This is a genomic window from Sphingomonas sp. (genome assembly GCF_032114135.1).
In the GTDB taxonomy this organism is placed as follows: domain Bacteria; phylum Pseudomonadota; class Alphaproteobacteria; order Sphingomonadales; family Sphingomonadaceae; genus Sphingomonas.
In genome coordinates, this window is the sequence record NZ_DAMCTA010000001.1 from 1,340,968 (window position 1) to 1,362,346 (window position 21,379).

Here is a 21,379-nt window from a genome sequence, read left to right on the forward strand (position 1 = left end):
TTGTGCGCCCGCCACATGGCCCGGCTGGCGCACAGGATCAAGGGAAGGCGGGCGTGATCGGGCGATGGCCGCCTGCGGTCCCCGCGGTGATGCTGCGCGTGAAGGCGGTGCCCAGCGGGCTGAACGCGATCGCATCGGCGGTCAGCTGGACCGCCAGCGTCATCCCGATGCCCCACAGCCAGGCGGGGTGCACACGGCCCAAGCGGCGCTGGTCGGCGATTGCACCGATCGTCGGCAGCACCAGCACCGCGATGACCGTCGCCCACCAGGCATAGGGCATCAACAGCGGCATCGGCAGCAACCGGCCGAGCCCGGGACCGGTGAGGATCGCCATGCCGCAAAACATCAGTCGGCGGTGCCAGTGGGTCTGCCGCCGCAACACCAGCGCGGCGCCGACCAACCCGGCGAACAACAGCAATTGCAGCGGATTGCTGATCAGGAACTGGCGGACGTCGAAGAAGAAGGGCGCGCCATGCTGTACCGACAGCACCGTCATCAGCGTGCCGAGCGCCACCATCAGCGGCACCCAGAGCAGCGCGACCCAGCCCAGCCGTCGATGCAGCACCACCGAGCCGCCGTCGACCAGCAGATTCTGCGTGATGTACAGCGCGATCCAGCCGAAAAAGACGAAGGCATGGACATGAAATATCGGCGGTACCGCGAAACTGGATCGCCCGGCCGCGAGATTGAGCGAAAAGCCGGCGACGTCGATCGCCCCCATCACGAACGCCATCACCACAAAGAAACGCGCGTCTCCAGTGCGCGCGCGATGCGGCGCCTGCACAATCGTTGCCATTTCCTCACCCCTCCAATTCGGGCGTGGTATAGCTCTACTTCGGAGATTCTTCAATTACGGGCACCTCTACTATACCCGTTTTGGATCGTTACTCGGGCAGCAACCGCCAGACGTCGTCCGTGGCCGCGACCCGGCCGCGCGTCTGCAGGTCGAGCAGATGCGCGAGCACCGACCGCCCCGCCGCGCCATGCAGTTGCGGATCGAGACCGACATACATGCGCGCCACCATCGCCGGCACCGCGCCGACCCCTTCCGCCAGCAGCCGCAGGATCTGCCCCTCGCGCTGCTTGCGATGCCCGGCCAGCCCGCGGACGAAGCGCTGCGGCCGCTCGATCGGGTCGCCATGCGCCGGATAGTAGATCCGGTCGCGCTCGCGCACCATCAGCGTCTCGAGGCTCGCCATATAGGCGGCCATGTTGCCGTCCGGGGGTGCCACGACCGTGGTCGACCAGCCCATCACGTGGTCGCCGGTAAACAGCGCGCCGCTTTCCTCGAGCGCGAAGCACAGATGGTTGGAGGTGTGGCCGGGCGTCGCCACGGCGGTCAGAGTCCAGCCCTGCCCCGCGACCTGCGCGCCATCGGCCAGCACGCGGTCCGGCGCATAGCCGGTGTCGAAGGAGGCATCCGCGCGGGGGCCCGCATCGTCGAGGACCAGCGGCGCGCAGCCGATGATCGGCGCGCCCGTGGCCGCCTTCAGCGCGGGCGCGGCGGGGCTGTGATCGCGATGCGTGTGCGTGCACAGGATCGCCCGCACCGGCCGGCCATCGATCGCCGCCCGCAGCGCGGCAAGGTGCTCGGCATCGTCGGGACCGGGATCGATCACCGCGAGATCTACGGTGCCCACCAGATAGGTCTGGGTCCCGGTATAGGTGAAAGGCGAGGGATTGTTCGCCAGCACCCGCGCCACCAGCGGTTCGAGCGTCATCGCGAGGCCCGTGGGCGCGTCATTGGTCATGACAGGGCATTTGGGCATTTGGCGCGCAAGAGCAAGGCGCCGGGAGCAAGCTAGTGGGGAGCGGGGCCGGTCGCGAAGGAGTAAACCGGCCCCGCCGAGCACGCCGCCGTGAGACGTTGCGGCGACGTGCTACACTCAGTCGTCGTCCTTGGCGTCGTTGCGCAGATCGGCGAGCGCCTCGTCGATGCCGGCAAGCGCCTCGGCCCGCTGCTCGGCGCTGAGACTGCGCTGCGTCTCGATCGTGCGGCGGGCATGTTGCAGGCTCATCAGCGCGCTGGTCATCGCCATCCGCTTCGAGTTCATCGCCATGGCATTGTCGTGCATCGCCATCCTTGCGGCATCGCTGCTCATCGCGGCGATGCGATCGCTGCACACGATCATCACCTGCTTGCCGCCCTCGCTACGGTGCTCGACGGTGGCCCCATTGCCCTTGCCGCAGCTGCCGTTGCGAATCTCGGGGATGCTCGCCTGGATCGCCGCCATGTCGGGCATTTCGACTTCGCGGCGGGTGCCGTCGCGATGGATGATCACCATTTTCTGGATCGCCTTGCCATCCGCAGCGGCAGGATGCGACGAACGATCGTGCATCCGCGGCTCCTGCGGCGCCCGCGTCGACAGACCGAGCGCCGCCTGGTCCGCCACGGGCGCGATGGGCGCAACGGGTTCCACGGAGGCGACGGGTTCGATCGGCGCGATCGCAGCGGTCGGTGCCGCGGTGGCAACCGGGGCAATCGGTGCCGCCGGTACGCCGCGCGTCTGGATCGCGGCGCTGACATTGTCGCGGATCTTCTCCGCCGCCTGGCTGCCCGAGGCAGTCAGCGCGAGCGCGGCAAGCGAAACCGCAGTGATACCGGCCAGCCCCGCGCCGATGCGGATGGGGGAAAGCTTCCGGTGGATCGAGAGCATGCGTAATCTCCCTTTGACGTCGTTGATGGTGTGGAGGTGACAAGCCGCCGAGACCGCGCCCCCATGCGCGGACTTGACGATCGCACGGCCATAAGCATGGCGCAGTGCCTGGGCGCGGCCGGCGAGCACCAGGGCGTCGCAGGCCATTTCCTGGTCGGCGCGGAAGGCGCGGAACGCCCGCCATGCGACCGGATTGAACCAATGGGCAGCCAGCACGATCAGCGCGGCCCAGTTGGCGATCAGGTCGCCGCGCAGATGGTGGCCAAGTTCGTGGGCCAGCGCGAGATCGCGTTCGACCTCGTCATAGCGCTCGGCAAAGTCGCGCGGAAAGGCCACATATTTGCGGAAGATGCCGAAGGCGAGCGGGCCGTGCGCGGCATCGGTCTCGATCACCCGCACCCGGCCCTGCGCCACGGTGCGGTCGACCCGCGCTCGCGATAGCAGGTGGCGGCAGAAGCGGCGATGTACGACCAGATGATAGCCGAGGAACAGCAGCGCGCCTGCGCCCCATAGCGCGAGCAGCAGCAGCGTGAGACTCAACCCCTCGGCAACGGGAGTGGGCGCCACCAGTGCGGCGGGCACGTGGTGCGCGCCGGCGCTCAGGTCGATGGTGAGTACCGCACCCCGATCCATGCCGACCGGCAGCTTCTCGGGGTTGAGCACCCCCATGGCCACCGCCGGCGCATCGGTCGCCGTGCGGGTGAGCGGCGCGAGCCATTGGCTCAGCTGCCACTGGCCGGGCAGCGGCGGCAGCAGCATGCGCGCGGCGGGCAACACCCACAGCGCATAGGCGAGCTGCGGCCCGAAGACCTTGCGGACGGGTCCGCGGAGCGCCAGCGCGAGCAGCATCAGCAGGGTGCTCGCCAGCAGTGTCTCGATCCACCAGCCGGTCATTGCTTCAGCTCCTTCAGGAGAGCCTCAATCTCTGCGATATCCTGATCGGTGATGGCATCGCGTTCCGCCAGATGCGCCACCAACGGAGTCAGCCGGCCGCCGAACAGCCGGTCGATCAGCTTGCGCGACTCGCCCACCACATAATCGCCGCGCGCGACGAGCGGCCGATAGCGGTAGCGTCGCCCCTCCTCTTCATGTGCGATCACGTTCTTGGCCAGCAGCCGCCCGAGCAGAGTCTTGACCGTGTTAGCGCTCCAGTCGCGATCGGCGGGCACCCGCTCGGCCACCTCCTGCGCGGTCAGCGGCGACTCCTCCCAGAGCACTTCCATCACCGCATGTTCGGCTTCGCTGATTCGTTCGGTCATACGCCCTCACTGACTACACCTGTAATCGCCCCGATTACATCTGTAGTCAAGTCGGGGAATGCTGGATGCGTTCCGCCGTGCGCGGATAAAGCGTCGGTTGCGCTTACACCTGCGCCGATTGGTTAACCCTGGTTCACCATCGCAACCCGCGATACGCCGTGCATGGCGAAAACTGGCACGCCCCCTGCAACGTTGAAGGCACCCGGAGCATTCCCCAAAAATGCTCCAGCGTCCCCCAAAGACGCTTCAGGGTGGGTCGATGGTTCACCGGCATGGCCATCGACCCGCCCGCACCGGGCCGAAGCGCCCAGCTCATACCAAGCTACCCCCCACCCCACCTTCTGCGCCGACCGCGCAGCCCATCGTCATCCTCGCGAAGGCGGGGATCTGCTGAGGGAGTCGATGCGATGCGCTCGGCCACGTTCTGGCAACTGGATTCCCGTTTTTGCGGCAAATGACGATCCGTGCGCGAGGGCGGGCAGCGCGTGCGAGATCGACACGAAGGGGAGGGATTGCGGGACGATGCACACCGCGCAAACGAAAAGGGCCCCCGTCACCGACGAGAGCCCCTTCCCTATTTCCTGTATGGAACCGTGCGTCAGGCCGAGGCTGCGACGCCCTTGTCAGCCATCAGCTGGGTCAGCTCGCCGCTCTCGTACATCTCCATCATGATGTCCGAGCCGCCGACGAACTCGCCCTTCACATAAAGCTGCGGGATGGTCGGCCAGTCCGAAAACGCCTTGATGCCCTGGCGGATGCCCTGATCCTGCAGCACGTCGACGCTCTCGAACTCGACGCCGAGATGGCTGAGGATCGCGATCGCACGGCTGGAAAAGCCGCATTGCGGGAACAGGGGGCTGCCCTTCATGAACAGCAGCACGTCGTTGCTGTCGACCAGCTGCTGGATGCGGGCCTGGGTATCGTCGGTCATTGCTTACTCCTCGGGCGTCGCTTCGGTGGTCAACTGGAGCGCGTGGAGCACGCCGCCCATCCGTCCACCCAGCGCCGCATAGACGGCCTGATGCTGCCGCACGCGCGGCATGCCCCGGAACATGGGGGCGACAACCCGCGCTGCATAGTGGTCGCCGTCCCCGGCCAGATCGGTGATCTCGATCTGGGCGTCGGGGATGCCGGCGCGGATCAGCGCCTCGATCTCGGCAGCGGGCATCGGCATGTTACTGGGATTCCATCAGCTGGCGGCGCGCCTCGACGGTCTGCTCCTCGATCGCGCGGCGCACGGTGGCGTCGTCGATCTCGACATTGGCCGCGAGCATGTCGCCGAGCAGCTTGCGGATCACGTCCTCGTCGCCGGCTTCCTCGAAATCGGCCTGGACGACGGCCTTGGCATAGGCGTCGGTCTCTTCGGGCGTGAGGCCCATCTTGCCGGCGGCCCACTGGCCGAGCAGCTTGTTGCGACGCGCGATGATGCGGAACGCCATATCCTCGTCGCGCGCGAACTTCGCCTCGAACGCCCGTTCGCGATCGTCGAATGCGGTCATCATATGCCCCTTAGCTAAACTCGGACCCGAGATAGGAGGGCGGGGCCGCGCTGGCAACGGGGATGGTTATGGATGGTTGGGTTACCCCCGGAGTTCCACCCGCCACGCTCGTACCGCCAAAACCGGCTTCAATCGGGAAATACGCTGCTACCGTCTTAGGTCAGCGCCTTCGAAATGGCACAGGATTTTCTCACATCGACAATGCGTAGATCGCATCGCACGTTGAGTTGTTTAGGGTGCTGGGGTCCCGGCCATTGAAGCCCCCCGACGATGGGATTTCCACTCCCATTGAAAAGCCGGATTTGAAGACTCTGGGGCCCGTCACCGATCGCGACGAATTCTTTACGAGCAGCCAAGGTCACACAACGTCCGGCGATCGTCTGGCACTGAGAAATGCGCTGATCCTCCCTAAGTGTGCCGCGTCGAAACGGATTGCTGCCCCGCTCACCGTAGATTGCCATGAAAGCTGGATCATGAACTCCGTTACCGGGAGTCCGTACCTCGATAACGATCTCTGGCATAACGTGGCGCCAGCGTTCGACAGCAGCATACGCAGCGCCCACGATGAGAACACAAGCCGTAATCGAGATACCGATCTTTATTATTCTTCTCATGTATTCCCCCGGCGAAAGCCGACGCCGCATCGTACACGCGGGCTGCGTAACTGCAACGCTATAGCTTCGAGACGGATTACGTGATCACCCCACCCGCACCACCACCTTCCCGATCACCGCCCGCGCCGCCATCTTGGCGATCGCGGCACCCCCCTCGGCGAAGGGAAATACCTCGGTCACCCGCGGCGCGATCTTGCCTTCGCTCCACAGCCGGAACAGCGTGTCGACATGCGTGCGGTTGGCCTGCGGGTCGCGCGCGGCGAAGGCGCCCCAGAACACGCCGCACACGTCGCAGCTCTTGAGCAGCGTCAGGTTGAGCGGCAGCTTCGGGATGCCCGCCGGGAAGCCCACCACCAGATAGCGCCCTTCCCAGCCGATCGCGCGCAGCGCCGGCTCGGCATAGTCGCCGCCGACGGGGTCGTAGATCACGTCCGCGCCCTTGGGGCCGACCGCCGCCTTGAACGCCTCGGCCAGCGCCTTCGAGGCTTCCTTCTCGAGCGGCCCGTGCGGATAGACGAGGGTGGCATCCGCGCCCGCAGCCCGCGCGGCCTCGGCCTTCTCGTCGGAGGAGACCGCCGCCACCACCGTTGCGCCATAGGCCTTGCCCAGCTCGATCGCCGCGAGCCCGACGCCGCCCGCCGCGCCCAGCACCAGCAGCGTCTGGCCGGCCTTCAGCCTACCGCGATCGAGCAGCGCATGGATCGTCGTCGCATAGGTGAGCAGCAGCGCCGCACCGTCCTCGAAGCTGCGGCCTTCGGGCAGGCGATAGAGCTGCGCCGGGCTCAGCACCAGCTTCTCAACCAGCCCGCCATGGCCCGGCACCGCGATCACCCGGTCGCCCGGCGCCCACTCGGTGACGCCCTCGCCTACCGCTTCGACCACGCCGGCGATCTCGCCGCCCGGCGCGAACGGCCGGGGCGGCTTGAACTGGTAGCGGTCCTCGATGATCAGCACGTCGGGATAGTTGATCGCGCAGGCCTGTACCGCGACCAGCATCTGGCCCTTTCCCACTACGGGATCAGGCACCTCTTCCAGGCTTAGAGTATCAGGTCCGCCCGATGCCTTCGACAGCAACGCCTTCATGTCCGCCTCCACCAGCGATCCACGGGCGTTCGTGCGCAACCGCGGATTCGAATTTCGAAATCGCGGTATCTTGTGCCAGCGTCATGCCGATCTCGTCCAGCCCCTGCATCAGGCAGTCGCGGCGGAACGGGTCGAGTTCGAAGGCGAAGCGATCCTGGAAGTCCGTCGTGACGGTCATCGTCTCCAGGTCGACGGTGATGTTGTTCGCGGTCGCCACCTGCACCAGCCGGTCGATCGCTTCCTGCGGCAGGACCACGGTGACGATGCCGTTCTTGAAGGCGTTGCCCGAGAAGATGTCCGAAAAGCTCGGCGCGATCACCGCCTTGATGCCCATATCGGCCAGCGCCCAGGCGGCATGCTCGCGGCTGGAGCCGCAGCCGAAATTCTCCCCCGCGACCAGGATCGGCGCGCCCGCATAGCGCGGATCGTCGAACAGATTGCCCGGCTCCGCGCGGACGCTTTCGAAGGCGCCCTTGCCCAGCCCCTCGCGCGTCGTGGTCTTCAGCCAGTGCGCGGGGATGATGATATCCGTATCGATATTCTTGGCGCCCCAAGGGTAGGCGCGCCCCGAAACCTGCTGGATCGGCTCCATCAGCGGCGCTCCGCCGACACGGTGTTCAGATGCATGGACACAGCTTTCCTAACGAATGGCCGGCGGCCATCCCAATTTTCGGCAATCGGTCGCACACGTCAGCGCGGTGCGACGACGACCCGCTCGAGCGCCGGCGTGGTCTTGATCGGCGTCTCCGGCCGCGGGTACGCGCCCGCATAGGCAGCGGCGAAACCGCTCAGGATCGTTCCGGCAATCAATGCGACGAGCGCCTTTTTCACGGCGTCTCTCCCCTTAACTATTACGCGTTGTTCGCCATCAACTCGCGAACGTCCGTCAGGTGCCCCGTAACCGCCGCCGCCGCCGCCATCGCGGGCGAGACGAGGTGGGTGCGCGACCCCGGGCCCTGCCGCCCTACGAAATTGCGATTCGAAGTGGAAGCACAACGTTCTCCGGCAGGAACCTTGTCCGGGTTCATCGCCAGGCACATCGAGCAGCCCGGCTCGCGCCACTGGAAGCCCGCCTCCAGGAAGATGCGGTCGAGCCCCTCTTCCTCGGCCTGGCGCTTGACCAGCCCCGAGCCCGGCACGATCAGCGCCTGGCGGATGCGATCCGCGACCTTGCGGCCCTGCACCACCGCGGCGGCGGCACGCAGATCCTCGATCCGGCTGTTGGTGCACGAGCCGATGAAGATATGCTCCACCGGAATGTCCTGCATCGCGGTGCCGGGGGTGAGGCCCATATAGTCGAGCGAGCGCTGCGCGGCGGCGCGCTTCGAGGGATCGGCGAAGCTCTCCGGATCGGGCACGACGCCCGTAATCGGCACCACGTCCTCGGGGCTGGTGCCCCAGGTGAGCGAGGGCGCGATGTTCGCCGCGTCCAGCGTCACCACCTTGTCGTACACCGCGCCCTGGTCGGTCGGCAGCGTCTTCCAATAGGCGACGGCGCGGTCCCAGGCCTCGCCGGTGGGGGCGAGCGGGCGGCCTTTGAGATAGGCGAATGTCTTCTCGTCGGGCGCGATCAGCCCCGAGCGCGCGCCGCCCTCGATCGACATGTTGGAGACGGTCAGCCGCCCCTCGATCGAGAGGTTACGGATCACCTCGCCGGTGAATTCGATGACATAGCCGGTGCCGCCGGCCGCGCCGATCTTGCCGATGATCGCCAGCACCACGTCCTTCGCGCTGACCCCGTGGCCGAGCGTGCCGTCGACGCGGACTTCCATCGTCTTCGACTGCTTGAGCAGCAGCGTCTGCGTGGCCAGCACATGCTCGACCTCGCTGGTGCCGATGCCGAAGGCCAGCGCCCCCAGCGCGCCATGCGCCGAGGTGTGGCTGTCGCCGCAGACCAGCGTGGTGCCGGGCAGCGTGAAGCCCTGTTCGGGCCCGACGACATGGACGATCCCCTGCCGCGCATCGAGCGCATCGATATAGGGAACCCCGAACTCGGCGACGTTGCCGCGCAGCGCCGAGAGCTGGCCGGCGCTGGCCGGATCGGCGATCGGCAGCGGGTTGCCGGCAGCATCGACGCGCGGGGTGGTCGGCAGGTTGTGATCGGGCACCGCAAGGGTGAGGTCGGTACGGCGCACCTTGCGCCCCGCCGCACGGAGGCCGGCAAAAGCCTGCGGGCTGGTGACTTCGTGGACGAGGTGCCGATCGATATAGACGAGGCAGGTGCCATCGTCCCGGCGCTCGACGACGTGGTCGGCCCAGATCTTCTCGTACAGGGTGCGCGGTTCACTCGACATGCGGCGCGCTTTAGTTGAATCGTGCGCGGATGCAAGGTTGCAGGACATTTTGTGCCCCGCGCCGAAGGACCCCGTGGCGCCTGCCCGTACCCGCGTCACGATGGCGGCTCGCCGGAGATTGCCCTGAAAGACACGGCCCCGCATAACCCCCAAATGCCTTGCCGCCTCGATCGCCGCACACTGCTCGCCGCCTCGATCGCCGCAAGCGTTGCCGGGCGCGCCGCACGGGCGGTGCCGGCGGACTCACGTGCACCCGGCATCGCCATCACCATCGACGATTTCGACCTCTCCGACACGCCCTTGCTCTCGGGGGAGGCACGTGACACCGCGATCCGCACCGTCCTCGCGCGGCACGCGATAAAAGCGGCCGGGTTCGTCGCCGGCAAATATGGCCAGGGGGCGCGTAGCGACAAGGTGCTCGCCGCATGGTCGAATGCCGGCCACCTGCTCGGCAACCACAGCTTCTCGCACCGGTATTTCAGCGGGCGCGACCCCGATGCGTTCATGGCCGACATCCTAAGGTGCGAGCCGTTGCTGTCGGGATATACCGGTTTTCGCAGGCTTTTCCGCTTCCCGTTTCTCGCGGAGGGCAAAACGGCGGCGGGGAGGGACCGGATGCGCGCGCTGTTGAAGGCGCACGGCTATGCCAATGCGCACGTCACCATCGACACGTCGGACTGGTACGTCGACAACCGGCTTCGGGCGCGCCTTGACGCCACTCCCAGGGCCGATATCGCGCCCTATCGCCGCTTCTACCTGGACCATGTCTGGGATCGCGCCACCTTTTACGACCGCCTCGCGCAGCGCGTGCTCGGACATTCCATCGATCATACGCTATTGCTGCACCATCGGCTGACGACCGGGCTTTTCCTCGGCGACCTACTGGCGATGTTCAAAGCCCGGGGCTGGCGCCTTGTCGATGCCGAAACGGCGTTTGCCGCGCCGCTTTTCGCGGCGGAACCGGATGTGCTGCCGGCGGGACAGAGCCTCGTCTGGGCGCTGGCCAAGGCGGACGGTCGTTACGAGACGCTGTTGCGCTATCCGGGGGAGGACGGCGCTTATGAGGCACCGAGGATGGATGCGGCGGGACTATAGGCCCGCATGGGGGACACGCCGCTGGACTAAGCGCTTCCCGCGATCTGCCCTATCGTCCATCGACGACGCCTACCCGGCAGCGCCGTACCGCGTCTTTCCCGATTGCGACGCAGCGAAGCCTTAGGCCGGTGGCAAAGGATTTTCGCCGAGGTCCCGTCGACCGGATTCCTTGGGCGACACATAGGCAGGGTCATGTGCGAAAGGCAGCGCCCCGCCCTGGCGGAGTGCCGCCAGCACGGCAGCGAAGTCGGTTTCGCAGCGGAAGCCCAGCACGCGCTCGGCAAGACCCGAATCATAGACGCGCCCGATCCCGGCGGGCAGCGTCCAGCCACGCGCCGCATACAGGGCCGGCGCGTCCGGGAAGGCCTGCGCGATCACCGCGGCGGCATCCTGCTTGAGCGCGGCACAGTCCGCGCGGGTAAAGGGCGTCGGCGCGGAAATGACGAACACGCCGTGGCCGATCTCTGGCGCCCGCTCCAGCGCCGCCAGATGCGCCCGTGCGGCGTCCTCCACCGTTAGCCGGCGATGGAGCAACTCGTTCGCCTTGAGATTCTCGCCCGACGGCGCGGCATGGGTGTCGTCGTCCTCGGGGAAGAAGCGGCTGGTGCGCAGTACGATCGTGGCGAGCCCCTGCTCGAGCCAAGCGACCCGGCAAAGCCCCTCAGCGGCGAGCTTGGTGACACCGTAGATGTTGCGCGGCGCGACCGGCCCGCTGGCCTCGTCGAGCCACACTGCCGCATCGCCCGCTTCTTCGCGAATCGCCTGGCTGATCATCAGCGAGGTGGTGGAGGTAAAGACGAACCGGTCATGCCCCGCCGCCGCCGCGCATTCGAGCAGGTTGAGCGTCCCGGTGACGTTGACGTCGATGAACGCCTGCGCCGGATACCGCACGATGTCCGGCTTGTGCAGCCCCCCGGCGTGAATCACCGCCTCGATGCCGTGCCCGGCAAAGACCTGCTCGACCAGCGCGCGATCCGCAACCGAGCCGAGCACCTTCGTGTCCGCACCGGGTGCGACGTCGAGCCCGATGACCTCGTGCCCTGCCCCCCGCAGCATCGGCGCCAGGAAGCGCCCCAGCCAGCCCGATGATCCGGTGAGCAGAATCCGCATCAGTCTCGCGCTCCGTATTTGCGTGCCAGCACCGCGCAGACGAACAGCTGGAGCTGGTGGAAGATCATCAGCGGCAGCACGATAAGGCTCACCGCGCCGCCCGGGAACAGGATCGTCGCCATCGGGATGCCGCTCGCCATGCTCTTCTTCGAGCCGCAGAAGACGATGGCGATCTCGTCCTCCTTGCTGAAACCGAGCCGGCGGCTGCCGATCCTCGTCGTCGCGATGACGATACCGAGCAGGACCGCGTTGAACGCCAGCACCAGCGCGAGATCGGTGAGCGACACCCGGCCCCACACACCCGCGACCATGCCTTCGCTGAACGCGGCATAGACGACGAGCAGGATCGAGCCGCGATCGACAATCATGGTCAGCAGGCGATGCTTTAGAATGAAGCCGCCGATCAAGGGACGCGCCGCCTGCCCCGCCGCGAAGGGCAGCAGGATCTGCATGGCGATCGATTCCAGCTGGGACAGCGAGATGCCAGTTCCGCTATTGCTAGGCAATAGCAACGCGGCGAGCAGCGGGGTGACGATCACGCCGATCAGATTGGAGAGCGAAGCGCTGCACAAGGCGGCAGGCACATTGCCGCGCGCGATGGAGGTAAAGGCAATCGAAGATTGCACCGTGGAGGGCAGCAGGCAGAGGAACAGCAACCCCAGCGCGATACCGCTGGGAAGCACATGACTCGCAATTGCATAGGCGCCGAGCCCGAGAATAGGGAAGATCAGGAAGGTGCTGAGAAACACGGTCAGCTGTAGCCGCCAGTTGGTCAGCCCTGCCCAGATCGCTGACGGCGCCAGCCTTGCGCCGTAGAGGAAGAATAGCAGCGCCACCGCGATCGTCACCGCTTCGTCGGCGATGCTCGCCCACATGCCCCGCGCGGGAAACAGCGCAGCGAGGCCGACGGTGCCGAGCAGCATCAGCAGATAGGGATCGATCCAGCGACGAAGGGCAGCCATGCAGATACTCGCACCAGGGAAGGTGCCGCGCCCCTTGCGCGCCCCCGCGCACCCGCGCAAGCGCCCAGACCGTTTTGGACACCTGCACCATATGCAATCGTTCGCCGTCGGTCATACCGTCGGCGCGGTGTGTGGCGATCGCGGCGATCCGCGCCGGGTCGCCGGGCGTGCGCACCCGCACCCCCTCGATCACCCGTTCGATTATCTCGCCGCCGCGATGCGCGTCGTGGAGAGCGCTCGACCACAGCAGGTCGAGATGGCGGCCACGCAAGGCGGACACCCTGGCCAGACGCTATGCGTCCGCCATATTGGCGTCAGTCGACGCCCTTGACGAAGAAATGGTCGATCACGTCCTTGGCGAGCCGCGCCGGCCGCTTGGTCTCCGCGTCAAGGCAACACCAGCTCGACTTGACCTCGGCCAGTACCTCGGACCCGCGGCGGATCACCGTCTCGTAGAAGGCGCGGGCGCCCTGCACCTTTTCCAGCAACACGGTGGCGACCACGTCGTCCTCGAGAAAGGCAGGCCGGCGATAGGTGATCTCGTGCTTGAGCGCGACCCAAAGGTGCTCGGCGACCGCCTCGACCGGGGCCAGCGCCTGCCAGTGGCTCACCACCGCCGCCTGCACCCACTTCAGATAGGACGCGTTGTTCACATGTCCCATGAAGTCGATATCGTCCTGTTCGACGTCGACCCGGAATTCGAAGGGAATCGCAGCGTTGCTCACCCCTGCATCATAGACCAGCGGCGCCCAACAAGCGACCCGGCGCGGGACTAAATTGCGCTGGATGGCCCAACCTCCAGGCGGGCGCGCATGCCGTAGCGGCAGGCGGTCAGGCCGGGCCGATTTCCAGCCGTTTGGCCAGCGTGTCGCGGCGCGCGTCGAGCTCGTTGCGGGCACGCTCGAGAAGTTCCAGCTCGGTCGCCTCGAGCAGGTCGTCGACCACGCCGCGCAAATGCCGCCGCATCGCCGCACGGGCGCCGTGCGGATCGCGGGCATGGAGCGCATCGAGGATCGGGCGATGCTCGTCATAGCGCGGGTTGACGCCGTTGCGGCGCGCGCGATCGAACATGTTGGCGCACAGCGGTGAACGAGTACGCAGCTCCCACAGATATTCCACCACGCTGCGGATCGCCGCGTTGCCGGTCGCATTGGCCACCGCGATGTGGAAGCGGTGATCGGCGTCGAACAGCGTCGCGTTGCCGGTGGCAGGATCGGCCATTTCCTCGGCGATGTGATCAAGCTCGGCCAGCTGCTCGGGGGTGATCGACACCGCCGCCAGCGCCGCCGCCTCGCCCTCGAACAGTATCCGCGCCTCGGTGAGGTCGAACGCGCCGATGTCGAGGTTCAGCGCATCCTCGCGCAGTCCGCCCGAACTGTCGCGGTGGGTGACATAAAGGCCCGAGCCGTGCCGTGCTTCGATCCAGCCCTTCATCTCCAGCGCGATCATCGCCTCGCGGATCGTAGGCCGGCTGACTTTATACTCTTCCGCCAGGTCGCGTTCGCCCGGCAGGCGGGTGCCCGGGGCCCAGCGCCCGCCTTCGATACCATCGGCGATCGACGCGGCCACGCGCTGGTAGAGCTTGCTTCGGTTCAGTTTCATCACCGACTCTCATAGGCGAGCGACGGGTTTTCGCAAAGCCTTTGGCCTTACCAATCAATCCCGGAAGCGATCGGGCAAGTAACGGTCGGGATCAAGCACGGGAATTTGGCCCAGCAACAGCTGGCAGGCCAATCGGCTTGCCGCGGGCGCGGTCTGGATACCGAAGCCCCCCTGCCCCGCGCACCAGAACAGCCCCGGCACGGTCGGATCGAAGCCATAGACCGGCCGGCGATCGGGCGCGAAGCTGCGCAGCCCAGCCCAGCGGTGCTCGAGCGCGGCGACACGCCAGTCGACCACCTGCTCGAACCGATGGATCGCGGTGGCGACGTCGATCTCCTCGGGCGCGACGTCACAAGGTGGGCTGTCCACTTCGTCGTGCGGGGTCAGCCACAGGCGTCCTCCTGCCTCGGGCTTGAAGTAGAAGCTGCCACCCAGATCGCTCACCAGCGGGCAGTCCGCACCCGGCGCCGGATCGGTACGCAATTGCACCATGGTGCGGCGATACGCGCGGATGCCGATCGGCGCCGCGCCTGCCAGCATGGCCACCTCGTCGGCCCAGGCGCCGGCGGCGTTGACGAGCAGATCGGCAGCAAAGGCCCCGCCCCGCGTCTCCAGCCGCCAGGTCCCGCCTTCGCGCACCGCCGCGGTCAGCCCGGACGAGCAGTGCAGGACCGCGCCTGCCGCCTTCGCACGACCGAGGAAATGCTGATGCAGCGCGGCGACGTCGATATAGGCGCAACCGGGCTCGTGGACGCCGAGCGACCAGTCGTCGCGCAGGCCCGGTACGATGCTGCGCGGGTTCACCGCGTGCAGCGCGACACCGCTCCCCTCGAACGCCGCAAGAAAGGCGTCGACCCGCCCCTGGTCGCCCGCCCGCGCCAGGTGCAGTTCGCCCAGCGGATCGAGGAACCCGCCCGCGCGGAGCATCGGCCCCGAGGCGGTGGTCAGCGGCTGGATGTCGGGCCCGCCATAGGTTTCGGACCAGAAGGCAGCAGAGCGCCCGGTGGCGTGATAGCCGGGCCGCTCCTCCGCCTCGAGCAACAGCACGCGGGCATGGGGGCTGAGTTCGGCGGCAAGGCCTGCGCCTGCAATGCCCGCCCCGACGATCGCGACGTCGTAATGCGTCATGCGCGCGGGGCCCGCGCATCGAGAAAGCCGTCGATTGCCGCCAACGCGCGGTCGCGCACCGGATCGGCCTCGCGAAGTATCTCGTGTGCGCTCTCCGGCCCGAACCGCAGCACCTCCGCGTTCGGCAGCCGCGGCGCGATCCGCAGCGCCGCGCGGGCGTCGACCAGCCCGTCCTCCTCGGCGATGACGAACAACAGCGGCGTGCGCATTGACTCGAGCGGCGCGGCCTCCAGCGCGGCCATCGATCGGAACGCGGCGACCAGCCATCGCCAGCTCGGCGGCCCCGTCAGCAGCGTGCGATCTTTCGCCTGCCACCACAGTTCGTCGGCATAGCGGGCGGCATCGTGGGTGAGCAGGCTGGCGCGGGTCTCGGTGGCGTATGGCTTCTCGTTGCCCTTCCATGCCGGCCGCCGCGGATCGCCGAGCCGCGCCAGCACCCGCGCGATCGGCGGCGCGAGCTTGCCCAAGGCACTGCGCACCCCCAGCATCGGTGCGACCAGCACCGCGGCGTCGGGCGCGATTGCCCCCTCCGCCAGTCCGCGGAGCACCAGATGGCCGCCCATCGAATGGCCCATCGCGACATGCGGGCCCGGCGTCTCGGCTTGCCACTGCGCGGCAAAGGCGCGGAGATCGTCGATATAGGTCGCGAAATCGTCGATATGGCCGCAATTGGCCTTGGGCGTCAGCCGCCCCGACCCGCCCTGCCCGCGCCAGTCGAAGGCGGTGATCGCCCAGCCTTGCGCATGCCACTGCGCAAAGTTCTCCAAATATTTTTCGAAAACGTCGCCGCGGCCCGTCTGGAACAGCATGCTGCCACGTGGGGTGCCCGTTGCCGGCCAGTGGAAGCGGCGAAGCGGCCAGCCGTCTGGCGCCGTCCAATGATCCACCACCGCGCCCTCGGGTATCGTACGCGCCACATTCCGGGAAACTGCCATGTGGCGTGGTTACGGTTTCGTAAGCCGGTCCGTCTACCCATTTGGCCCATGGGGTGGATCTTCCAGGCCTGTCTGCTCGGCGCGCTGGCGCTGCTCCTGCTCTCCGCGGGGATCGAGGATGTGCGCTTCCGCACCATCGCCAACGCCAAGAATGCCGCGATCGCCCTCGCCGCGCCGCTGTGGTGGTGGGCGAGCGGGATGACGCTGTGGCCGGATATCGCGATTCAGATCGGCTGCGCTGCGCTCGTCTTCGCGCTGTTCATCGGGGTGTTCGCTGCGGGCGCGATGGGCGGCGGCGACGTCAAGCTGATCGGCGCGCTCGCGCTGTGGCTGCCGCTGCTGCCGCTGCTGCGCATGCTGATCCTGATGTCGCTGCTGGGCGGCGCACTGACCGTGGCGATGCTGCTGCACCAGCGGCTTCGCCGGCGGCGCACCGATGCCGCGATGGAGGTGCCGTACGGCGTCGCCATCACGCTCGGCGCGGGGATTGTCCTCTACGAACCGATTCTTAACCGGATTGGGTGATGCTTAACGCTGCCACAACCGGGTCGGCCAACGAATACGAAAAGGCGTAATTCAACATGGACGCACGTAGGCTATTGCTGCTCGTCGGCGCGTTGCTGGTCGCCGGCATCACCGCCTTCATGGCGCGCAGCCTGGTACTCGGTTCGGCCGCACCCGCCGCCGGCGCGATGGCACCGGGTGTCCCCGCCGCAGCCGCCGCCGCGCCGGTCAACACCACCGAGGTGCTCGTCGCCAAGCGCGCGCTGCCGGTGGGCACGATCCTCGACGCGACCGCGCTCGAATTCCGCCCCTGGCCCAAGGACCTGGTCGAAGGCGCCTATTATGTCCGCGGCCAGAGCGAGCCCGCCAAGCTGCAGGGCGCCGTCGTCCGCTTCGCGGTGCCTGCCGGCCAGCCGGTGACGCAGGGCGCGCTGGTCAAGCCGGGCGACCGCGGCTTCCTCGCCGCCGCGCTCGGCCCCGGCATGCGCGCGGTGACCGTCCCCGTCTCCGCGCAGAGCGCCGTGGCCGGCTTCGTCTTCCCGGGCGACCATATCGACCTGATCCTCACTCAAACCGTCAGCGGCGATGGCCCGCCGCTCCGCGCGTCGGAGACGGTGCTGCGCAACCTGCGCGTGCTCGCCACCGACCAGCGCACCGACAAGCAGACCGACGACAAGGGCAAGACCGTCGTCTCCGCCTACTCGACCGTCACCGTCGAGGCGACGCCCAAGATCGCCGAGAAGATCGCCGTCGCGCAGACCGTCGGCAGCCTCTCGCTGTCGCTGCGCTCGCTGGCCGACACGCAGAGCGACCTCGACGAAGCGATCGCCAGCGGCGCGGTGAGCGTGCCCGACGATCCCAGCAAGGAAAAGGCGTTCCTCGCCCGCGCCACCAGCCGGCCGCAGGACGAGAGCGACTCCTACGTCACCGGTGCCGATGTGTCGCGCTTCCAGCGGCGCACCGTCCCGGCCAAGGAAGCGCCCCCGGGCGGCACGGGTGCCCCCCCACCCACCAGCGCAGGCGGCGCGCCGGTGGTGGTGCAGGCCACCGGCCCGGTGGTGCGCGTCGTGCGCGGCAGCGATGCCAGCCTCGTCCCCGTCGGCGGAAAGAACTGAGATGCAGCGCTCCCTCCCCCTTGGCGCCGCGACGATCGTCGCGCTGTTCGCCGCCCCCCATGCGCTCGCGCAGACCCGCAGCGCCAAACCGGTCGCCCGCATGGCGCAGCTGCCCGCAGGCAGCCAGCGCCCGGCGCGCGAGGTGATGCTGTCGATCGGCGAGGGCGAGCTCGTCACCCTGCCCGCCGCCGCCGCCAATGTCTGGACCTCGAACCCCGGCGTCGCCGACGTCTATGTCGCCAACGCGCGGCAGATCCATCTCTATGGCAAGGCGTTCGGCGAGGCGACGGTGTTCGCCACCGGTGCCAATGGCGCGGTCGTCTATTCGGCGAATGTCCGCGTCAGCCAGAACATCAGCAGCATCGATGCGATGATGAAGGCGGCGATGCCCGATTCGGACATCACCGTCACCACGGTCGGCCAGATCGCGGTGCTCAACGGCACGGTGCGCTCGCCGCAGGACAGCGAGCAGGCGCAGCGGCTGGTTACCGGGCTGCTCAATCCGGGCGTGAAGGTCGAAGACCCCAATGCGCCGCTCAAGATCGGCGTCGTCAACCGGCTGCGTACCGCGACCCCGCTGCAGGTGCAGCTGCAGGTCCGCTTTGCCGAAGTCAGCCGGAGCTTCGTCAAGAATCTCAACGTCAATCTGACCAACCGCGATCGCGGCAGCTTCCTGTTCGGCATCACACAGGGCAAGGCGGGCACGATCACCACCAACACCGGCACCGCGGTGGATCCCGCCACCGGCGCAGCGCCGGGGGGCAGCATCTTCTCGTTCCCCGCGCCCAGCACCGGCAACACGATGCTCGGCGCGGCGGGCCGCTTCCTCGGCACCGACCTGCTTGCCAGCCTGGATTTCGGCGAGACGATCGGCCAGGTTTCCACGCTCGCCTCGCCCAGCCTCACCGCATTGTCGGGAGAGACGGCGAACTTCCTCGCAGGTGGCGAAATCCCGATCCCGATCGCGCAGGCGCTCGGCACCACCACGGTGGAATATAAGCAGTACGGCGTCAGCCTCGCTTTCACCCCCACGGTGCTCGCCGACGGACGCATTTCGCTGCACGTCCGACCCGAAGTATCGCAGCTCTCCTCCTCGGGCGCGGTGACGCTGGCCAACACCACCATCCCCGCGCTCACCACCCGCCGCAGCGAGACCACGGTGGAAATGGGTTCGGGCGAAAGCATGGTGATCGGCGGGCTGCTCCAGAACAGCCACAATAATTCGATCACCAAGACGCCGGGCCTGGGCGACATGCCGATCCTGGGCGCGCTGTTCCGTTCCAACGCCTTCCAGCGCAACGAGAGCGAGCTGGTGATCGTGATCACCCCCTATCTCGTGCGCCCGGTCAACGCGAACCAGATCCGCCTGCCCACCGACGGCTACAAGGCGCCCAACGATTTCGACCGCATCTTCCTGGGCTCGCTGGCCGAAGGGAAGACCGGTGGCGAGCGGCCGATGCCGAGCATGGCGCCGCCGGCCGCCGCCCCCGCCACCGGTACGCTGGCACCGACGCCGGTCGCCCCCGTCGCGCAGTCCAGGCGTCCCGCCAAATCCAAGAATGCCGCCGCCGCGCCGGGCTTCGGCCTGTGATGCGCCCGTCGAGGAGAACCGCCTTGTTGCCGCGTCCCACGCTCGCCCTGCTCGCCCCCGCGCTGCTGCTCGCCGGTTGCGCGGGCTATAATGGCGGCCTCGATTCGGTGCATCAGCCGATCGTCAGCCGCCAGGACCTGACGCTCGACCTTCAGTCCGATGGCGGTCGGCTCGTTCCGGGCGAAGATCGCCGCCTTGCCGAATGGATGGGTGCGATGAACCTGCGCTATGGCGACCGCATCGCGATCGATGACGGCGCCGATGGCAGCACCGGCCGCAGCGACATCGCCGCCGCCGCCGGGCGCTATGGCCTGTTGCTCGCCGATCGTGCGCCCGCCACCGGGCGGCCAGACTCGCCGGGCATCGTCCGCGTGGTCGTCACCCGCACCAGCGCTGCGGTGCCGGGCTGCCCCGATTACCGCCATTTCAGCGGCGCCACGGCGGACGCCAGCACCAGCTCCAATTTCGGTTGCGCCACTGCCTCGAACCTCGCCGCGATGGTCGCCGATCCGGCTGATCTGGTCCGCGGCGCCCCCGGCGCGCCGACTGCCGATCCGATGACCGTCAGCAAGGCGATCGGCGCCTATCGCGCGGCGGCACCCAGCGGCGGCGGCGGCACGACGGTGAAGGCCGAAGCGAGCGGGGGCCCGAAGTGAACGCCCCCTTCCACCCCGGCCGTGCGGCTAGCCGCGATCCGTTCACGGCCTTCGTCTGCGACGAGGCAACAGCGGACCTGATGCGACCGATCGCGATCGAGCTCGGCTGGTCGCCTGAGAAGGTCAACAAGGGCGGACTGCGCAACGCGGTGCAGACGCTCGCGGTATCCGCCAGCCCGCACGTGCTGTTCGTCGACCTGTCCGAATCGGGCGACCCGCTCAACGACATCAACGCGCTCGCCGAAGTATGCGAGCCCGGCACGATCGTGCTCACCGCCGGCGCGGTGAACGACGTTCGGCTGTATCGCGACCTGATCGCCAGCGGCATCCAGGATTATCTGCTCAAGCCGATCAACCCGGACATGTTGCGCGACGCCTTTCTCCAGGCGCAGACCGCGTTGGCGATCCCCAAGCAGAGCGACGCGGGCGCCGGCAGGCCGCACTCGGCAACAGCAGTGATCGGCGCGCGCGGCGGTTGCGGCGCGACCAGCGTCGCGACCTCGCTCGCGTGGCTGATGAGCGAGCGGCAGGGCCGGACCACCGCCCTGCTCGACCTCGACGTGCATTTCGGCACCGGCGCGCTGGCGCTCGACCTCGAGCCCGGCCGCGGCCTGACCGATGCGATCGAAAATCCCAGCCGCATCGACGGGCTGTTCATCGAGCGGGCGATGGTCCGCGCTTCCGAGCGGCTCGCGGTGCTTTCGGCCGAGGCGCCGATCAACGCGCCGATGACCGGCGACGGTGCCGCCTTCTACCAGCTGCAGGAAGAGATCCGCGGCGCGTTCGAGTGCACGATCACCGATCTGCCGCGGCAGATGCTGGTGCAGCACCCGCACCTGATCGCCGACATGCAGGTGGCGGTACTGGTGACCGAGCTCACCCTAGCCGCTGCGCGCGACACGATCCGCATCCTCAGCTGGTTCAAGTCGAACGCGCCGCAGACCCAGATCTTCATCCTGGCCAACAAGATGCCGCAGCCGGCGCTGCTCGAGATCAGCCGCAAGGAGTTCGAGGGCTCGATCGAGCGCCCGATCGATTTCGTCGTGCCGTTCGAACCCAAGCTCGCCGCCCAGGCCGCCAAGCTCGGCAAGCCGATGGCCGAAGTGGGCCGCGCCAATCGCGGGCTCGCCGCCTTGGGCGAGCTTGCCGGTCGCATCCTCGACGTGACCGACGCCGGCGCCGAAGCCGAACGCACGCAAGCGGCCAAGGGTGGTTCGCTGCTCAGCAAGCTGGGTGATCTCAAGTCCTTGATGGCAAGCAAGAAGAAGTAAGCGG

General features: G+C 67.8%; 24 protein-coding genes. 7 read left to right on the top strand and 17 right to left on the bottom strand.

Annotation, left to right across the window (positions count from 1 at the left end; genetic code table 11):
• Nucleotides 1-37: 37 nt before the first annotated feature.
• The 11 genes from RT655_RS06175 to leuC all read right to left on the bottom strand — a co-directional run bounded on the left by RT655_RS06175 (nt 38) and on the right by leuC (nt 9,406).
• Nucleotides 38-796: a hypothetical protein gene (locus RT655_RS06175; protein WP_313535581.1), complete on the bottom strand. Its 759-nt coding sequence runs from the start codon at nt 794-796 to the stop codon at nt 38-40.
• An 88-nt stretch (nt 797-884) separates the two neighbouring features.
• Nucleotides 885-1,751, bottom strand: coding sequence for an MBL fold metallo-hydrolase (locus RT655_RS06180; RefSeq protein WP_313535583.1), 867 nt, complete (start codon nt 1,749-1,751; stop codon nt 885-887).
• A gap of 135 nt (nt 1,752-1,886) precedes the next feature.
• Nucleotides 1,887-3,551 carry a M56 family metallopeptidase gene (locus tag RT655_RS06185; RefSeq protein ID WP_313535585.1) on the bottom strand — a complete coding sequence of 555 codons (1,665 nt, stop codon included), beginning with the start codon at nt 3,549-3,551 and terminating at the stop codon, nt 1,887-1,889.
• The gene (locus tag RT655_RS06190) at nt 3,548-3,916 is read right to left on the bottom strand and encodes a BlaI/MecI/CopY family transcriptional regulator (protein WP_126000786.1); all 369 of its coding nucleotides are present in this window, start codon (nt 3,914-3,916) and stop codon (nt 3,548-3,550) included. The genes RT655_RS06185 and RT655_RS06190 overlap by 4 nt, the downstream gene beginning before the upstream one ends.
• Nucleotides 3,917-4,514: 598 nt before the next feature.
• Entirely contained in the window at nt 4,515-4,847 is a 333-nt protein-coding gene (gene grxD, locus RT655_RS06195) for a Grx4 family monothiol glutaredoxin (RefSeq protein WP_313535586.1), read from the bottom strand.
• A 3-nt stretch (nt 4,848-4,850) separates the two neighbouring features.
• Nucleotides 4,851-5,090, bottom strand: a complete 240-nt coding sequence (locus tag RT655_RS06200) for a BolA family protein (RefSeq protein WP_064313164.1) — start codon at nt 5,088-5,090, stop codon at nt 4,851-4,853.
• 1 nt (nt 5,091) lies between these two features.
• The gene (locus RT655_RS06205; protein ID WP_313535588.1) at nt 5,092-5,415 is read right to left on the bottom strand and encodes a DUF1476 domain-containing protein; all 324 of its coding nucleotides are present in this window, start codon (nt 5,413-5,415) and stop codon (nt 5,092-5,094) included.
• A gap of 698 nt (nt 5,416-6,113) precedes the next feature.
• Nucleotides 6,114-7,112, bottom strand: coding sequence for an NADPH:quinone oxidoreductase family protein (locus RT655_RS06210; protein WP_313535589.1), 999 nt, complete (start codon nt 7,110-7,112; stop codon nt 6,114-6,116).
• Entirely contained in the window at nt 7,075-7,704 is a 630-nt protein-coding gene (gene leuD / locus RT655_RS06215; RefSeq protein WP_313535590.1) for a 3-isopropylmalate dehydratase small subunit, read from the bottom strand. Before leuD ends, RT655_RS06210 begins: the two co-directional genes overlap by 38 nt.
• Nucleotides 7,705-7,802: 98 nt before the next feature.
• Entirely contained in the window at nt 7,803-7,943 is a 141-nt protein-coding gene (locus RT655_RS06220) for a hypothetical protein (RefSeq protein ID WP_313535591.1), read from the bottom strand.
• Nucleotides 7,944-7,963: 20 nt separating this feature from the next.
• A complete protein-coding gene (leuC, locus tag RT655_RS06225; protein ID WP_313535592.1) occupies nt 7,964-9,406 on the bottom strand; it encodes a 3-isopropylmalate dehydratase large subunit in 1,443 nt (480 codons plus the stop codon).
• 51 nt (nt 9,407-9,457) lie between these two features.
• Here leuC and RT655_RS06230 point away from each other — a divergent pair, with 51 nt between their 5' ends.
• Nucleotides 9,458-10,501: a polysaccharide deacetylase family protein gene (locus tag RT655_RS06230; protein ID WP_313535593.1), complete on the top strand. Its 1,044-nt coding sequence runs from the start codon at nt 9,458-9,460 to the stop codon at nt 10,499-10,501.
• 120 nt (nt 10,502-10,621) lie between these two features.
• Here RT655_RS06230 and RT655_RS06235 read toward each other — a convergent pair whose 3' ends face one another.
• The gene (locus RT655_RS06235) at nt 10,622-11,611 is read right to left on the bottom strand and encodes an NAD(P)-dependent oxidoreductase (protein WP_313535594.1); all 990 of its coding nucleotides are present in this window, start codon (nt 11,609-11,611) and stop codon (nt 10,622-10,624) included.
• On the bottom strand, nt 11,611-12,573 hold the full coding sequence (locus RT655_RS06240; RefSeq protein WP_313535596.1) for a bile acid:sodium symporter family protein: 963 nt from the start codon (nt 12,571-12,573) through the stop codon (nt 11,611-11,613). Before RT655_RS06240 ends, RT655_RS06235 begins: the two co-directional genes overlap by 1 nt.
• Nucleotides 12,574-12,664: 91 nt before the next feature.
• On the opposite strand from RT655_RS06240, the gene RT655_RS06245 reads away from it, so the two are divergent.
• Nucleotides 12,665-12,904, top strand: coding sequence for a hypothetical protein (locus RT655_RS06245; protein ID WP_313535597.1), 240 nt, complete (start codon nt 12,665-12,667; stop codon nt 12,902-12,904).
• On the opposite strand, the gene RT655_RS06250 is transcribed toward RT655_RS06245, so the two are convergent.
• The 4 genes from RT655_RS06250 to RT655_RS06265 form a co-directional block, all read right to left on the bottom strand.
• Nucleotides 12,888-13,298: a thioesterase family protein gene (locus RT655_RS06250; RefSeq protein ID WP_313535598.1), complete on the bottom strand. Its 411-nt coding sequence runs from the start codon at nt 13,296-13,298 to the stop codon at nt 12,888-12,890. The genes RT655_RS06245 and RT655_RS06250 overlap by 17 nt on opposite strands.
• Before the next feature lie 106 nt (nt 13,299-13,404).
• The gene (locus RT655_RS06255; RefSeq protein ID WP_313535599.1) at nt 13,405-14,175 is read right to left on the bottom strand and encodes a FadR/GntR family transcriptional regulator; all 771 of its coding nucleotides are present in this window, start codon (nt 14,173-14,175) and stop codon (nt 13,405-13,407) included.
• Between the two features lie 54 nt (nt 14,176-14,229).
• On the bottom strand, nt 14,230-15,303 hold the full coding sequence (locus RT655_RS06260; RefSeq protein WP_313535600.1) for an FAD-dependent oxidoreductase: 1,074 nt from the start codon (nt 15,301-15,303) through the stop codon (nt 14,230-14,232).
• Entirely contained in the window at nt 15,300-16,238 is a 939-nt protein-coding gene (locus RT655_RS06265) for an alpha/beta hydrolase (RefSeq protein WP_313535601.1), read from the bottom strand. Before RT655_RS06265 ends, RT655_RS06260 begins: the two co-directional genes overlap by 4 nt.
• 48 nt (nt 16,239-16,286) lie before the next feature.
• Here RT655_RS06265 and RT655_RS06270 point away from each other — a divergent pair, with 48 nt between their 5' ends.
• The 5 genes from RT655_RS06270 to RT655_RS06290 are packed head-to-tail and all read left to right on the top strand — an operon-like array spanning nt 16,287 to nt 21,375.
• On the top strand, nt 16,287-16,763 hold the full coding sequence (locus RT655_RS06270) for a prepilin peptidase (protein ID WP_313535602.1): 477 nt from the start codon (nt 16,287-16,289) through the stop codon (nt 16,761-16,763).
• A gap of 56 nt (nt 16,764-16,819) precedes the next feature.
• The gene (cpaB, locus tag RT655_RS06275; protein WP_313535603.1) at nt 16,820-17,857 is read left to right on the top strand and encodes a Flp pilus assembly protein CpaB; all 1,038 of its coding nucleotides are present in this window, start codon (nt 16,820-16,822) and stop codon (nt 17,855-17,857) included.
• 1 nt (nt 17,858) lies between these two features.
• Nucleotides 17,859-19,448, top strand: a complete 1,590-nt coding sequence (locus RT655_RS06280; RefSeq protein ID WP_313535604.1) for a type II and III secretion system protein family protein — start codon at nt 17,859-17,861, stop codon at nt 19,446-19,448.
• Nucleotides 19,449-19,471: 23 nt separating this feature from the next.
• A complete protein-coding gene (locus RT655_RS06285; RefSeq protein ID WP_313535605.1) occupies nt 19,472-20,104 on the top strand; it encodes a CpaD family pilus assembly lipoprotein in 633 nt (210 codons plus the stop codon).
• Entirely contained in the window at nt 20,101-21,375 is a 1,275-nt protein-coding gene (locus RT655_RS06290; protein ID WP_313535606.1) for a pilus assembly protein CpaE, read from the top strand. The genes RT655_RS06285 and RT655_RS06290 overlap by 4 nt, the downstream gene beginning before the upstream one ends.
• The last annotated feature ends 4 nt before the right edge of the window (nt 21,376-21,379 follow it).